This window comes from Streptomyces longispororuber, from assembly GCF_014656095.1.
Taxonomy (GTDB): Bacteria; Actinomycetota; Actinomycetes; order Streptomycetales; family Streptomycetaceae; genus Streptomyces; species Streptomyces longispororuber.
This window is the reverse complement of the sequence record NZ_BNBT01000076.1, coordinates 23,122-37,535: the sequence shown is the minus strand read 5'-3', so window position 1 is coordinate 37,535 and position 14,414 is coordinate 23,122. Positions and strand designations below refer to the sequence as shown.

At 73.3% G+C, this 14,414-nt stretch carries 10 protein-coding genes; 8 read left to right on the top strand and 2 right to left on the bottom strand.

The annotated features are described in order from the left end of the window. On the top strand, positions 1–3,101 hold a 3,101-nt coding region (locus IE330_RS22545), incomplete at its 5' end, for an SAV_2336 N-terminal domain-related protein (protein ID WP_190137906.1). 32 nt (positions 3,102–3,133) lie between these two features. Here the strand turns inward: IE330_RS22545 and IE330_RS22540 are convergent. After that, complete coding sequence (locus IE330_RS22540) at positions 3,134–4,735, bottom strand: amidohydrolase (RefSeq protein WP_190137905.1); 1,602 nt, start codon at positions 4,733–4,735, stop codon at positions 3,134–3,136. Between the two features lie 85 nt (positions 4,736–4,820). Here IE330_RS22540 and IE330_RS22535 point away from each other — a divergent pair, with 85 nt between their 5' ends. Then, entirely contained in the window at positions 4,821–5,486 is a 666-nt protein-coding gene (locus tag IE330_RS22535; RefSeq protein ID WP_190137904.1) for a hypothetical protein, read from the top strand. A gap of 107 nt (positions 5,487–5,593) precedes the next feature. On the opposite strand, the gene IE330_RS22530 is transcribed toward IE330_RS22535, so the two are convergent. Beyond that, complete coding sequence (locus IE330_RS22530; protein ID WP_190137903.1) at positions 5,594–6,541, bottom strand: methionyl-tRNA formyltransferase; 948 nt, start codon at positions 6,539–6,541, stop codon at positions 5,594–5,596. Positions 6,542–6,832: 291 nt separating this feature from the next. On the opposite strand from IE330_RS22530, the gene IE330_RS22525 reads away from it, so the two are divergent. The 6 genes from IE330_RS22525 (at position 6,833) to IE330_RS22500 (ending at position 14,378) form a co-directional block, all read left to right on the top strand. Beyond that, positions 6,833–8,188 (top strand): lysine N(6)-hydroxylase/L-ornithine N(5)-oxygenase family protein, encoded by a 1,356-nt coding sequence (locus tag IE330_RS22525; protein ID WP_190137902.1) that lies wholly within the window; start codon positions 6,833–6,835, stop codon positions 8,186–8,188. 99 nt (positions 8,189–8,287) lie between these two features. Continuing rightward, on the top strand, positions 8,288–9,346 hold the full coding sequence (locus IE330_RS22520) for a FecCD family ABC transporter permease (protein WP_190137901.1): 1,059 nt from the start codon (positions 8,288–8,290) through the stop codon (positions 9,344–9,346). A 14-nt stretch (positions 9,347–9,360) separates the two neighbouring features. After that, on the top strand, positions 9,361–10,422 hold the full coding sequence (locus tag IE330_RS22515; protein WP_190137900.1) for a FecCD family ABC transporter permease: 1,062 nt from the start codon (positions 9,361–9,363) through the stop codon (positions 10,420–10,422). 45 nt (positions 10,423–10,467) lie between these two features. Then, positions 10,468–11,307, top strand: a complete 840-nt coding sequence (locus tag IE330_RS22510; RefSeq protein ID WP_190137899.1) for an ABC transporter ATP-binding protein — start codon at positions 10,468–10,470, stop codon at positions 11,305–11,307. 204 nt (positions 11,308–11,511) lie between these two features. After that, positions 11,512–12,579 carry an iron-siderophore ABC transporter substrate-binding protein gene (locus tag IE330_RS22505; RefSeq protein WP_190137898.1) on the top strand — a complete coding sequence of 356 codons (1,068 nt, stop codon included), beginning with the start codon at positions 11,512–11,514 and terminating at the stop codon, positions 12,577–12,579. Between the two features lie 8 nt (positions 12,580–12,587). After that, positions 12,588–14,378, top strand: coding sequence for an ABC transporter ATP-binding protein (locus tag IE330_RS22500; RefSeq protein ID WP_190137897.1), 1,791 nt, complete (start codon positions 12,588–12,590; stop codon positions 14,376–14,378). Positions 14,379–14,414: the final 36 nt, after the last annotated feature.

Here is a 14,414-nt window from a genome sequence, read left to right as displayed (position 1 = left end):
CGGCCCGCAGCGCCCCGGAGTTCGCCCAGCCCGGGCCGGCCGGCCCGGCCGCGGCGGACGACGGGGCGCTGCCGGTGCGCGTGCCCGAGGAGAAGGCGCTGGGCGCCGAGGAGCTGCGCTTCGGCCGGGCGCTGCGCCTGCTCAAACAGCCCCGGCCGCACCCGCGCCGACGGGAGTTCGACGAGCAGGCCACGGCCGCGGCGCTCGCCGAGACCGGGCTGCCCGACATCGTGACGCGGCCCGCGCGCCAGCGCTGGCTCGACCTCGTCCTGCTCATCGACGACGGCATCTCGATGCTCCTGTGGCGGCGCCTGGCCACCGAACTCCGCGCCCTCCTCGAACGGCTGGGCGCCTTCCGCGGCATCCGCGTCCTCGGCCTGGACACCCGCTCGCCCCACGCGCCCCTGCTGCGCTCCCGCCCCTTCGACGCGCGCTCCCCGCTGCTCTCGCCCGCCTCGGTCGTGGACCCCTCCGGCGGCACCCTCGTCCTGGTGATCAGCGACGGCGTCGGCGCCTGCTGGCGCGACGGGCGGATGCGCGGCGCCCTGCACCGCTGGGCGCGCCAGGGGCCGACCGCCATCCTGCACGCCCTGCCCGCCCACCTGTGGGGCGGCTCCGGCATCCGCTCCGAGCCCTGGCTGGTCACCACCCGGCGCCGCGGCGCCGCCAACGACACCTGGGAGGTGTCCGACCCGCTGCTGCCGCGCGGCCTCGGCGAGGACTTCACCGACGTGCCCGTGCCGGTGCTCGAACCGTGCCCCCCGGCCGTCGCCGCCTGGGCGCGCCTCGTGGCCTCGCCCGGCGCGAGCACCGAACTGCCCCTGCTGGTCCCCGCGCACGCCCCGGCGCCGCGCGGCCGGGCCGACACCCGCGCCCCGGACGCCGCCACCGCCGTGCTGCGGTTCCGGGACGCCGCCTCGCCCGAGGCCTACCGCCTCGCCGCGCACCTGGCCGCCGTGTCGCCGCTGACCGTGCCCGTGATGCGGCTCGTCCAGACGGCCGTGCCCTGGCCGGCGGACACCGCGCACCTCGCCGAGGTGTTCCTGGGCGGGCTCATGCAGCAGGTCGAACCCGCCGACGCGCGCACGCCCGCCCAGCACCTCCGGTTCGGGTTCACCCGGGACGCGCAGGACATCCTGCTCGACACGGCCTCGCCGATCGACCTGCTGCGCACCACCAGGACCGTCACCGAGCGGCTGCGCGCGCTCGTGGGCCGCTCCCCGGACTTCCCCGCCTGGCTCGCGCACCCCTCCGGTACGAGCGAACTGCTGCCCGGCACCCGCCCGTTCGCCTGGCTGGAGGACCGGCTCCTGACCCACCTGGGGGCCCGGCCGATGGCGGCGCCCGCGCCCCGGGTCACCGGTGAGCCGGAGCGGGTGCCGCTGCCGTCGGCCCTGGAGGCGGCGCCCTCCTGGCGGCCCCTGCGGGAGCTGACGGACCCGCGGACCCTCGGCCCCTACACGCTGCTGCGCCGCGAGGGCCCCGGCAGCACCCCCGCCGCGTACATCGGCGAGGACGAGGACGGGGTGCGGGTGCTGCTGCGCGTGTCCTCCTCGTCAGGCTCCCCGGTGGTCCGGCGGGAGCTGCTCGACACCGAACGCCGCGCGCTGCGCCGCATGGACGGCGTCTACGCCCCGGCCCTCGTGGCCAGCGACCTGCGCTACGTCCCCGTGCCGTGGCTGGCCCTGCGCCTCGACACCCTCGGCGACGGACAGCCCGCGCCCACCCTGCGCGCCGTCCTCGACGCGGCCGGACCGCTGGCGGGCACCCCGCTGTTCCTGTGGCTGGGCCAGCACCTGACGCGGGCGGTGGGCCGCTGCCACGGCCGCGGCATCGTGCACGGCTCGCTGGCCCCGGGCGGGGTCCTGGTGACCGAGTCGACCCTGCACATCATCAGTTGGACGTCCGCGCGCATCGACGGGGCGTGGAGCGCCTCGGTGTCGACGACTCCGCCCGCCTCGCCCTACCGGGCCCCCGAGGTGACGTACTGGGGCGAGTCCCGGATCGCGGCCGGTGACGTCTACGCCCTGGGGGCCATGCTGCTGCACGCCGCCACGGGCCGTCCCTGGCACGGCTTCGAGCACGACGCCCTGCGCTGGGACCCCCACTTCGCGCGCCTCGACGGCGACCTCGCCGACCTCCTGATGCGCTGCGTGACGGCCGAGCCGGAAGGCAGGCCCACCGTACGGGAGGTCGCCGAGGCCCTCGACGCGCGGCGGCCGGGGGCGCAGCCGTGGTCCGAGACGGCGGACGACGCCCTGCCCGCCGCCGCGGCGGAGCGCGAGACCGCCGACGAGCCGGAGCCCGACGAGAGCGGTGCCTGGACCCGGACCATCCGGGCGCCTCTGGCGAAGCCGCTGCGGATCGCGGTCGTGGGCGTCAAGGACGGGGCCGGCTGCACCACGACCACGATGATGCTGGGCGCGGTGCTCGCCGACCAGCGCCAGGAGCGGGTCCTCGCCGTCGACGCCGACCGGCACGCGGGCCGCCACGTGCGCCTCGGCGGCCGCGTGTTCCGCGGCACCCTCGTGGGCCTGACGGACCTGGCCGCGGCCCTGCGCGACGTCCGCCGGTTCGAGGACCTCAGCCTGTTCCTGTCCCCGCACCGCTCGGGCCTGATGGTGCTGGCCAACGACTCGCCGACACGGCCCTCGGCCGGGGGCCAGTACACGGACCAGGACTTCCGCGAGGTGCTGCGGACCACGCGGCCGTACTTCCGGATCACCCTGATCGACTCCGACAAGCCGGTGCCCCTGACCCTGGAGGACGCCGACCGCATCGTCATCGTCTCGCGCGCCGACCCCGCGGGTCTCACCCAGGCGCAGCACACCTTGGACCGCCTGCTCGCGCTCGACCGCCCCGACCTCATGGGCGACGCCGTCGTCGTCCTCAACCACAGCCGCCCGGCGGCGGGCTGGACCCTGGACTCCGGTGGGATGCGCGTCCTGCGCTCCCGCTGCCGCGGCATCGTCACCGTGCCCCGCGACGGCCACCTCGCCATGGCCAGCACCGTCGAACTGTCCTGGCTGACACCGCCCGCCTACAAGGCCTACCTGCGCCTCGCGGCACTGCTGCTCGGCCGGCGCCCGACGTTCCCGTAGCGGGCGGCGACCGTCGACCCGCCGCGTACCGGTCAGGCCGCCGCGCCCCCCGAGCCGTCGGCGCCGTCGGCGTCGCCGTCCGCCACGCCCTCGACGTACGTACGGACGACCTCGATGTCCCCGATCCGCCCCGGGTCCACGCGCCGCGGGTCGTCGCCGAGGACGACGAGGTCGGCGCGCTTGCCGGGGCTGACGCTGCCCGCGCTGTCCTCCCAGCGGCAGGCGTACGCGGCGTCGACGGTGTACGCGCGCAGCGCCTCCTCCACGCCGATCGCCTCCTCGGGGCCGACGATCTGCCCGGAGGAGGAGGCGCGTTCGACCATGAACTGGATCGCCCGCAGCGGCGCGCCGTCGGCGACGGGCCGGTCGGAGCTGCCCGCGAGCCGCACCCCGTGGTCGAGGAAGCTCCGGCCCCGGTACAGCCACGGCGCCCGCCCGGGCCCCATCACCGCGGCGTAGTCGTCGCCGAAGTACCGCAGGAACGACGGCTGGACGACGGCGGTCACGCCGAGCGCGGCGAACCGGGCGAGCTGGTCGGGGCGTACGAGCCCGGCGTGCTCGACGCGGTGCCTGGCGTCGGCACGCGGCTCGGCGCGCCCCGCCGCCTCGAGCGCGTCCAGGGCGACGTCGACGGCGCGGTCCCCGATGGCGTGCACGGCGAGCTGCCACCCCGCCTTGTGGCCCTCGACGACGGTCTCCGTGAGCACCGCCGGGTCCGCCTGGAGCTGACCGGTGGAGTCGCTGCCCACGTACGGTGCGGTGAGCGCGGCCGTACGGGCCATCATGCCGCCGTCCGTGAACACCTTCAGGGCGCCCAGCGACAGGTGGCCGTCGCCGAACCCCGTGCGCAGGCCGAGCCCGAACGCCCGCGTGGTGGTGTCCTCGGGCGCGGCCTCGACCGGGCGCAGGGCGTCGGCCGCCACCATGAGCTGGACGCGCAGCGGCAGCCGCCCGGTCTCGTGGGCGAGCTGGAACGCCGCGGCCTCGACGGGGCTGTTGCGGAAGAGCCCGCTGCCGATGCCCGCCTCGGCGCAGGCCGTCACGCCCTCCGCGCGGCACGTGCGGCCCGACTCCGCGAGGGCGTCGGCCAGTTCGGCGAGCGCGTACGGCGGGCGCAGGGCGAGGGCCGCGCTCATCGCGTCCTCCGCGAGGAAGCCGTCCGGGCGCGCGGCGGGTGCGGGAAGCTCCTTGAGGACCGCCGAGTTCACCAGGCAGGCGTGGCCGGAGATGTGCCCCAGGTACACCTTGCGGCCCGCGCTCACCGCGTCCAGGTCCGTGGCCGTCAACGGCCGGTCCAGGGTGCGCTGGTCGTACCCGACGAGGGACACCCAGGCGCCGTCGGGCCGGGCCGCGACGGCCGCCGCCACGGCCGTGAGGACGTCCTCGGCGCGGCGGCTGGGGGCGACGCTCGGGGTCCGTGCCGTGAGGCCCGCCCAGAGGAGGTGGACGTGGCTGTCGATGAAGCCCGGCAGCACGGTCGCCCCGTCGAGGTCCACGACGCGGCGCGCGGGCAGGTCCGCGACGTCGGAGTCGAGCCCCACGACGCGGCCGCGCCAGACGCCGATCTCATGTGCGACGGGGTGGGCCGGATCCATCGTGACGACAGTGGCGTTGGTGATTCTGGCGCAGAGCACGAACACATCCCTTCGGGGAGTGAATCTTCATCCTGCACGAGCTATCGTTAGGGAAGCCTAGCCTAAGTTGATGATGGAGGGTGGGGTGGACGAGAGACGGGCGGACCGGCGGCGCACCGGCTGTGCGCACCGGCTCGAGGCCTGGGCCGATGGTGTGGTCGCCGGCCTCGACGCGCAAGAAGACCTCGAACGATCCTTACGACGTGCCCTGCGGGGCAACCCGACCCTGCGCGAGGAGACGGCCGTGCGCCGGGCGGACGCGCTGCGTGCCGCCGCGCTCGGGCTCGGGCCCGAGGGGTGCGCGGTGGCGGCCGGGGTGTCCCGGCGGATGCTGCGCGACTGGCAGGAGCGCGACCCCTCGTTCGCCGCCGCCATGGAGGCCGCGGCGGACCTCGCCGAGCACGAACGGATACGGGCCCGTGCCGCGGCCGCCCCCGCCGGGCTGAGCCCGGCGGCGCTGCGCGTCGTCCTCAAGGCGGTGCGGGACGGTGCCGTCCAGGCCTCAGCGGCGGAGCTCGGCGGCTGGACCGAGCAGTCCTTCCTGCGGCTGCGGCGCAGGAGCCCGGAGGTCGCCGCGCTGCTCGCCGCCGCGCGCCGGGCGCGCACCAAGAAGGCGGACCGGCGCGGGCTGCACCGGTTCGAGCGGGGGTACCGGCTGGTGCGGGTGGACGAGGGTGACATGAACGGTGGTGCGGGCACGGCGGGCCGGGGGAGCGCACACGGTCCGGGCGCCTCGGGCCCGGACGCGTAACGCCCGTCGCCGGCCTCGGGGCCCGCGAACACGGCGCCGCCGCGCGGACGGGGTCCGCGCGGCGGCGGTCGCCAGGGGGTGGGGGCCAGGGCCAGGGGCCCGGTGCCTCAGGGGCGCTGCGTCAGGTACCCGCCCATGGACGTGAAGTACTCGGTGGCGGGCAGCTCCCGGCCGTCCTCGGTGCGGACGCGGGTGATGGCCAGGCCGTGGTTGCGCCCGGTGCGCGCGTCGGCCCCGGCGACGATGACCACGCCCTCGCCCTCGCGGTAGAAGATGCGGCCGGGGGTGCCGCCGTACCGGCCCTCGGACACGACCGCGGCCAGGACCTCCAGGCGCTTGCCCTTGTGGAAGGTGTAGGCGCTCGGGTACGGCTCGGACTGGGCGCGCACCAGGCGCTCCAGGTCCGCCGCCGGCCAGGTCCAGTCGATGCGGCTGTCCTCCAGGGACCGCTTGTGGAAGAAGCTGGCCTGGGACCGGTCCTGCTTGGTGAACTCCGTCTGCCCGGAGGCGATCGCGTCGAGTGCGGCCGTGGTGACCGGGGCGATCAGGTCGACGGTCTTGTGGAACAGGTCGGTGGCGGTGTCCTTCGGGCCGACCGGCACGGACTCCTGGCGGACTATGTCGCCCGCGTCCAGCTCGTCGTTCATCATGTGGGCGGTGACGCCCACCTCGGACTCGCCGTTGATGAGGGCCCAGATCAGCGGGGAGAAGCCGGCGTACTTCGGCAGCAGCGAGTCGTGCACGTTGAGCGTGCCGTGGCGCGGGAGGCCGAAGATGCGCGGGGGGATCCACGTCCGCCAGTTGTTGGCCACGATGATGTCCGGGTCGGCCTCCTTGAGGCGCTCGAACAGCTCGTCGTCGTCGGGGCGGTTGCGGATCAGCACCGGGACGCCGTGCGCCTCGGCGAGGTCGGCGACGGAGTCGTTCCAGATCTTCTCGTACGCGTGCTCGCTCTTGGGGTGCGTGACGACCAGAGCCACGTCGTGCTCGGAGTCCAGGAGGGCTTGCAGGGTGCGATGCCCCCAGGTCTGGTAACCGAACATGACGACCCGCATGGGGTTCCTCCTCAGGACAGGGATTGGTCGGCGGCAAGTAAAGCAAGGCTTACCTTACGGTGCAACGGGCGCCCCCGACACTCCGGTTGGCGGAGCCTGGTGATCGTTCCCGCGCGACGCCTGTCGACACCTGTCGAAGTTTAGCTTAGGCTCACCTAAGTCGATAGGGGTGCTGCCGAGGCGTGCCCGCTTTCAACGGTTTTGTACGCCTGGCAGTTCGCTCGTCCGTCGCGTGTCGTACGCGCGTTCCGCGCACCTGACAGGCGGTCGTCCCGCATGTAGAGGAGAGACATGTCGCAGGTTCTTCCTGGAGACGCACCGCTGGTCCACGACCTCATCGGCATCGGCTTCGGGCCGTCCAACGTGGCCATGGCGATCGCGCTGCGCGAGCACAACGCGGGCGTCGGTCCGGGGGAGGCGGTGACCGCGCACTTCTTCGAGCAGCAGCCGAGCTTCGGCTGGCACCGCGGCATGCTCATCGACGACGCGACCATGCAGGTGTCGTTCCTCAAGGACCTCGTGACGCTGCGGAACCCGGCGAGCCGGTACAGCTTCCTCTGCTACCTCAAGAGCCGCGGCCGGTTGATCGACTACGTCAACCACAAGAACCTGTTCCCGCTGCGGGTGGAGTTCCACGACTACTTCGAGTGGGCCGCCGCGCAGGTCGACGACATGGTCTCGTACGGCCACGAGGTCGTCGGCGTCACCCCCGTGGTCCGCGACGGCCTCATAGAGCACCTCGACGTCACGGTCCGCTCGGGCGAGGGGCTCGCGGTCCACCGGGCGCGCAACCTCGTCGTCGCCACCGGTCTGCGCCCCGTCATGCCGGAGGGCGTGGAGCGCGGCGACCGCGTCTGGCACAACTCCGAACTCCTCACCCGGGCCGACGAGCTGGAGACCACCTCGCCCTCGCGGTTCGTCGTCGTGGGCGCCGGGCAGAGCGCCGCCGAGAACGTCGCCTACCTCCACCGCCGCTTCCCGGACGCCGAGGTCTGCGCCGTCTTCTCCCGGTACGGCTACAGCCCCGCCGACGACAGCAGCTTCGCCAACCGCATCTTCGACCCGGCCGCCGTCGACGAGTACTTCGCCGCGCCCGAGGACGTCAAGCGCCGGCTGCTGGACTACCACGGCAACACCAACTACTCCGTGGTCGACATCGACCTGATCCAGTCCCTGTACCGGCAGATGTACCAGGAGAAGGTCACCGGCACCGAGCGGCTGCGCTTCGTCAACGTCTCCCGCCTCACCGGCGTCGAGGAGACCCCCGACGCGGTCCGCGCCACCGTCACCTCCCTCGTCACCGGCGAGGAGACCCTCCTGGACGCGGACGTCGTGCTCTGCGCGACCGGCTACAGCCCGGCCGACCCCTTCGCCGTGCTCGGCGAGGCCGCCGACCACTGCCTGCGCGACGACCAGGGCCGCGTCCGCGTCGAGCGCGACTACCGCGTCACCACGGACCCCGCCCTGCGCTGCGGCATCTACCTCCAGGGCGGCACCGAGCACACGCACGGCATCACGTCGTCGCTGCTGTCCAACACCGCCGTCAGGGTCGGCGAGATCCTCGACTCGCTCCTGGAGCGCGGCCTCACGTCCGCGGGCGACGGGGCCCGCACGGCCGCCGACGGAGCCGGGAGCGCCGCCCGCTAGGGTGGTGCGCCGGAAGTCGCGGGGCGCCGTACGCGCCGGGCGCGAGCCGCCCCACCGGGCAGAAGTCCCCGCTGGATCAAAGGGATGACGTACGTCGACATGGCCATGACTGCAGTGGAGCGCCCCGTGCCCAGGGGCTCGTCGAAAGCCCGCCGGCGGCGGGTGGTGGGGTTGGGCGCGCTCGCGGTGGTCCTCGTGCTCGTGAGCGCGCTGTCGCTGGCCGTCGGCGCGCGCTCGCTGAGCCCCGGTGACGTGTGGCACGGCCTGTTCGCCGAGCCGGACGCCGACCGGCGGCTCAACGAGATCCGCCTCATCGTGCAGACCGTGCGGGTGCCCCGGACGGTGCTCGGCATCGTGGCGGGCATCGCCCTCGGGGTCGGCGGCGCGCTGATCCAGGGCTACACGCGCAACCCGATCGCCGACACCGGGCTGCTCGGGGTGAACGCCGGCGCCTCCTTCGCCGTGGTGACGGCGATCGCCGTGTTCGGGTTCTCCAACCCGTTCCAGTACGTCTGGTTCGCCTTCCTGGGGGCGGCCGTCGCGGGCGCCGTCGTGTTCGGCCTCGCCAGCATCGGCAGGGGGGCGGGCAACCCCTTGACGCTCGCCCTGGCCGGACAGGGCATCACCGTGTTCCTCGTCGCCATGACCACGGCGATCGCGATGTCCGACCGGGAGTCGCTGAACGCGCTGCGGTTCTGGAACTCGGGCTCGGTGGCCGGTGTGGGCTTCGACGTCATCTGGCCGGTGACCGGGTTCATCGCCGTCGGCCTCGTGCTCGCGGCGATCACGCTGCCCGCCATCAACCTGCTCAACCTGGGCGACGACGTCGCGCGCGGCCTCGGCCTGAACATCGCCCTGAGCCGGACGACCGGCATCGCCGCCATCACCCTGCTCGCGGGCGCGGCGACGGTGGCCTGCGGCCCCATCGCCTTCCTCGGCCTCATGGTCGCCCATGTCGCCCGGTACCTGACCGGACCCGACTACCGCTGGCTGGTGCCGTACGCGGGTCTGCTCGGGGCCGTCGTCCTGCTGGTCTGCGACATCGTGGGACGGTTGGTCGTACGGCCGGGCGAGCTGGACACGGGAGTGGTCGTCGCCCTGCTCGGCGCCCCGTTCTTCGCGGTCCTGGTGTGGCGCGGGAAGTTCAAGAACGCATGAAGGTCCAGGAGCCCATGAACGGGACAGAAGTGAAGGCATCGGTGACGCCGGGCGTCCGGCTCGGCGGCGTGTCGTTCGTGTGGCGGCCCTGGCTCGCCCTCGTCACGCTGGTCCTGGCGGCGGTGACGTTCCTGCTGTTCTGCCTGTCCATCAGCGTCGGGGACTTCCCCATCGGCCTGTCCCAGGTGGTCGCCACCCTCTTCGGGCACGGCGAGTCGGTCGACGAGTTCATCATCATGGACCTGCGGATGCCGCGCGCCATGGCGGGGCTCGTCGTGGGCTTCGCACTCGGCGTGTCCGGGGCGATTACCCAGTCCGTCGCGCGCAACCCCCTGGCCAGCCCGGACATCCTGGGCATCACGTCGGGCGCCAGCGTGGTCGCGGTGTTCCTGGTGACGGTCTCCGGGGGAGCAGCGGCGGCGGTCGTCAGCTCCGTCGGCCTGTCCGCGGCGGCGCTCGCGGGCGGCCTCGGCACCGGCCTCCTGGTGTACTTCCTGGCCTGGCGGCGGGGGATCGACGGCTTCCGGCTCATCCTCATCGGCATCTCGGTGAGCGCCGTGATGGAGGCCCTCACCACCTGGCTGCTCGTCAAGGCCGACATCAAGGACGTGGCCCGGGCCCAGGCGTGGCTGGTCGGCTCGCTCCAGGACCGGTCCTGGGACGAGGTCAGGATCGCGCTCTGGTGCACGGTCGTCCTCATGGTCGTCGTGGGGTGCGTCGCCTTCCAGTTCAAGCCGCTGCACCTCGGCGACGACGTCGCCGCGGGCCTCGGCGTGCGCTACCAGCGGGTGCGCGCGGCCCTGCTCCTGTGCGCCGTGCTGCTGGCCGCCGTGGGGGTGAGCGCCGCGGGCCCGGTGCCGTTCGTCGCCCTGGTGGCGCCGCAGGTCGCGATGCGCCTCGCGCGGCACCCGACGCCGCCGCTGGTGGCCTCCGGCATGACGGGCGCGCTGCTGCTGATCGGCGCGGACCTCGTCGCGCGCACGGCGCTGCCCGTCACCCTGCCGGTCGGCGTGGTCACCGCCGCCATCGGCGGACCCTTCCTCGTGTACCTCCTGGTGCGGGCCAACCTCAAATAACTGATACAAAGGTGAGGCATACCTAAATAGGAATGAGGGGGGCTTGTGGTCGCTCAGTACATCACCGAGATCGGGTCCGAGGCCGTCGACTCCGCGCGTCTCGCGGCCAAGGGCGTCAGCGTCGGGTACGGCGGCACCATGGTCATCGACGATCTCGACGTGGCGATACCGCCCGGGGTGATCACCACGATCATCGGCCCCAACGGCTGCGGCAAGTCCACCCTGTTGCGCACCCTGTCGCGGCTGCTCAAGCCCGCCAAGGGCGCCGTGGTGCTGGACGGCCAGGACATCGTCAAGCTCAAGACCAAGGACGTGGCGAAGAAGCTCGGCCTGCTGCCGCAGGCGCCGGTCGCGCCGGAGGGCCTGACGGTGGCCGACCTGGTCGCCAGGGGCCGCCACCCGCACCAGAGTTGGCTGCGGCAGTGGTCCTCGGACGACGTCGACGTCGTGGAGCGCGCGCTGGCCATGACCGGGGTGTCCGACCTCGCCGACCGTCCCGTCGACGCGCTGTCCGGCGGGCAGCGGCAGCGCGTGTGGATCTCGATGACCCTCGCGCAGGGCACCGACCTGCTCCTGCTCGACGAGCCCACCACCTACCTCGACCTGGCGCACGCCGTCGACGTCCTGGACCTGGTCGACGACCTGCACGAGTCGGGGCGCACCGTGGTCATGGTGCTGCACGACCTGAACCTGGCGACGCGCTACAGCGACCACCTCGTCGTGATGAAGGACGGGACGGTCCTCGCGCAGGGCCACCCGCGCGACGTCATCACCGCCGACCTCCTGGAGGAGGCGTTCGGCCTGCGCGCGAAGGTGGTGGACGACCCGGTGGGCGACCGCCCGCTGATCGTCCCGATCGGCCGTACGCACGTCCAGCTCGACTGAGCTTCTTCCCCCCGGCAACGGGAACCGGGCTCCGGGCGCACCCGAAGCCCCCTTCGGCGCGGCCCCGTTCGACGCGGGTCCGGCCCGACCGAGGTCCAGCCGAGCCCAGTTGAAAGTTAGGCTAGGCTAACCTCACAACCGCACGATAAGGTTTGCCTGCCCTGACAGGGGCCCATCAGGCAGCGAGAAGGCAAGGGATTTGGGATGCACCTCCACGGAACGACGCGCATGAGGCCCCGGCGGCGGTTGGCGGCAGTCTTGACCGCCACGGCCCTGGGTGTCGGCCTCCTCGCCGGATGCGGCTCCGACAAGAACGACGACAAGGGCGCCAAGGGCGCCAAGGGCGACAGCGCCGCCCCGGCGGCCGCCGGCAAGTTCCCGGTCACCGTGGAGCACGCGTTCGGGACCACGAAGGTGGACGAGGCCCCCAAGCGGGTCGTCACCGTCGGCTACACCGACGACCAGGCGGTCCTCGCGTTCGGCGTCAAGCCCGTCGGCATGACCGACCAGTACCCGAACCCGGCCGGCAAGTCCCCCGACATCAACACCCAGTGGCCCTGGGTGAAGGACAAGTGGGGTGACACCAAGCCCCAGGTCATCATGAAGAACGGCGACTCGGGCCCCAACTACGAGAAGATCGCCGCCCTCCGGCCGGACCTGATCATCGCGGTCTACTCCGAGATCGACAAGGCCGCCTACGAGAAGCTCTCGAAGATCGCCCCCACCGTGGGCCGCACCAAGACCGAGAAGGAGCCGTTCAGCGCCCCCTGGCAGGACAACGCGCTCCACATCGCCAAGGCGCTCGGCCAGGCCGGCAAGGGCGCGAAGCTGGTGAAGGGCATCGACGCCAAGCTCGCCGCGGCGAAGAAGGCCCACCCGCAGTTCGGCAAGGAGACCGCCGTCGTCCTGTCCTGGTACAAGGACTCCGTCGCGCCGTTCACCTCCACCGACGTGCGCGGCCGCCTGACGACCGGCATCGGCTACAAGTACCAGACGAAGATCGACAAGGTCGCGGACGGCAACTTCTCCACCACGCTGTCGCCCGAGCGCATCGACCTCGTCGACGTCGACCGCATCTTCGTCGTCAACGACAAGGCCGACCAGAAGTCCCTGAAGGACTTCAAGCTCTTCGCCAACCTGAAGGCCGTCAAGAAGGGCAACGTCTCGTACCTGCTGGACAGCGAGGGCCCGGCGGTCGGCGCCGCGATGTCCCAGAGCACGCTGCTGTCCCTGCCGTACGCGATCGACGAGCTCGTCAAGTCGGTCAACTAGGGCCCGGTGTGAGCACTACTGACATGCGCGCCGCCCCGGCGGCGACGCTGCGCACGGCGACCGGACGCGAGGCCACCCGGTGGGTCACGGCGCACTGCCGCGAGGTCCCGTGGCTGACGGCGGCCACCGTGCTCACCACGGTGGCCGGGGCGGCGCTCCAGGTGCTGCCGGTGCTCCTGCTCGGGCGCGTGGTCGACGGCGTCGTCGAGGGCGAGTCCCGCTCGGTCCTCGTCACCGTCGGGGTGCTGATGGGGGCCGCCGCGCTGCTCGGCGCGGTGGCCACCGCGGCCTCCACGTACCTGATCGGACGCCTCGGCGCGGACCTGCTCGCGCGACTGCGCGAGGCGGCGGTCCGCGCGGTGCTCGGCATGCCGAGCACCCGGGTCGAACAGGTGGGCCGCGGCGACGTGCTGTCCCGGGTCGGCGACGACGTGGCCGTGCTGTCCAAGGGCATCCGCACGGCCATCCCCACGGTGTTCTCGGCGGGCGTGCTGGTCTTCATCGCCACGGTCGGCATGTTCGGCCTCGACTGGCGGCTCGGCCTCGCCGGCGCCGGAGCGCTGCCCGCGTACGCGCTCGCCCTGCGCTGGTACCTGCCCCGCTCCGCCCCGCTCTACCGCAAGCAGCGCGTCGCGCAGGCCGATCGCGCGCAGGCGCTGATCAGCGGCCTCAACGGCATCGACACCGTACGGGCGTACCGCCTGGAGGACACCTTCCGCGAGAAGGTCACCAGCGAGTCGTGGCGGGTGCGCAACTACGGCATCGAGGTCTTCCGGTTCTTCGGCCGCTTCGTCGGCCGGGAGAACCGCGCCGAGTTCATCGGCCTGGTCCTCATCCTCGTCGTCGGATACGCCCTGCTGGAGGCCGACGCCGCCAGCCTGGGCGAGGTGTCGGCGGCCCCGCTGATGTTCCACCGCCTGTTCACCCCGCTCGGCGCCATCATGTTCACCTTCGACGAGGCACAGAAGTCCGGCGCCAGCCTGACCCGCCTCGTCGGCGTGATGGGGGAGGAGGCCGAGGACCGGCTCGTCGGCGACACCGCCGTCACGGCCGCAGGCACCGCGCCGCAGGCGGTCACGGTACGGGGGCTGACCTACAGCTACCCCGGCACCACCCGGCCCGTCCTGCGCGACGTCGACCTGACCATCCCGGCCGGCGGCTCGCTCGCCCTCGTGGGCGCCACGGGCGCGGGCAAGACGACGCTGGCCGCGCTGATCGCGGGCATCGGCACCCCGCAGGCCGGGTCGGTGCGCATCGGCTCGACCGACCTCGCCGACGTGGACGAGGCCGCGGCGCGGTCCCTGGTGAGCATCCTCACCCAGGAGACCCACGTGTTCTCCGGCACGCTCGCCGAGGACCTGCGGCTCGCCGCGCCCGAGGCGACCGACGCCGAACTCATGGACGCGCTGCGCACGGTCGGCGCCGCCGGGTGGGCCGAAGCGCTGCCCGAAGGTCTCGACACCCTCGTCGGTGAGGGCGGCGAACGCCTGGACGTCACCAAGGTCACCCACATCGCCCTGGCCCGCCTCGTCCTCGGCCGCGCCCCCGTGGTCGTGCTCGACGAGTCGACCGCCGAGGCGGGCAGCGAGGGCGCCGCCGAACTGGAGCGGGCCGTGCTCGCCGCGTGCGCGGGCCGGACCACGCTGTTCGTGGCGCACCGCCTGACCCAGGCGATGACGGCCGACAGCATCGCCGTACTGGACGCGGGACGCGTCGTGGAACAGGGCACGCACGACGAGCTCGTGGCCCTCGGCGGCCGCTACGCACGGCTGTGGCAGGCGTGGCGAGAAGGTAGTTAGGTTGGACCTCACTGGGGTGGGGGCCACGTTCATTGC

Bases quoted from the DNA above. Each gene is read 5' to 3' on its own strand.
- IE330_RS22515 (WP_190137900.1), top strand. From the start codon at position 9,361: ATGAACGGGACAGAAGTGAAGGCATCGGTGACGCCGGGCGTCCGGCTC.
- IE330_RS22505 (WP_190137898.1), top strand. From the start codon at position 11,512: ATGCACCTCCACGGAACGACGCGCATGAGGCCCCGGCGGCGGTTGGCG.
- IE330_RS22530 (WP_190137903.1), bottom strand. From the start codon at position 6,541: ATGCGGGTCGTCATGTTCGGTTACCAGACCTGGGGGCATCGCACCCTG.
- IE330_RS22525 (WP_190137902.1), top strand. From the start codon at position 6,833: ATGTCGCAGGTTCTTCCTGGAGACGCACCGCTGGTCCACGACCTCATC.
- IE330_RS22520 (WP_190137901.1), top strand. From the start codon at position 8,288: ATGGCCATGACTGCAGTGGAGCGCCCCGTGCCCAGGGGCTCGTCGAAA.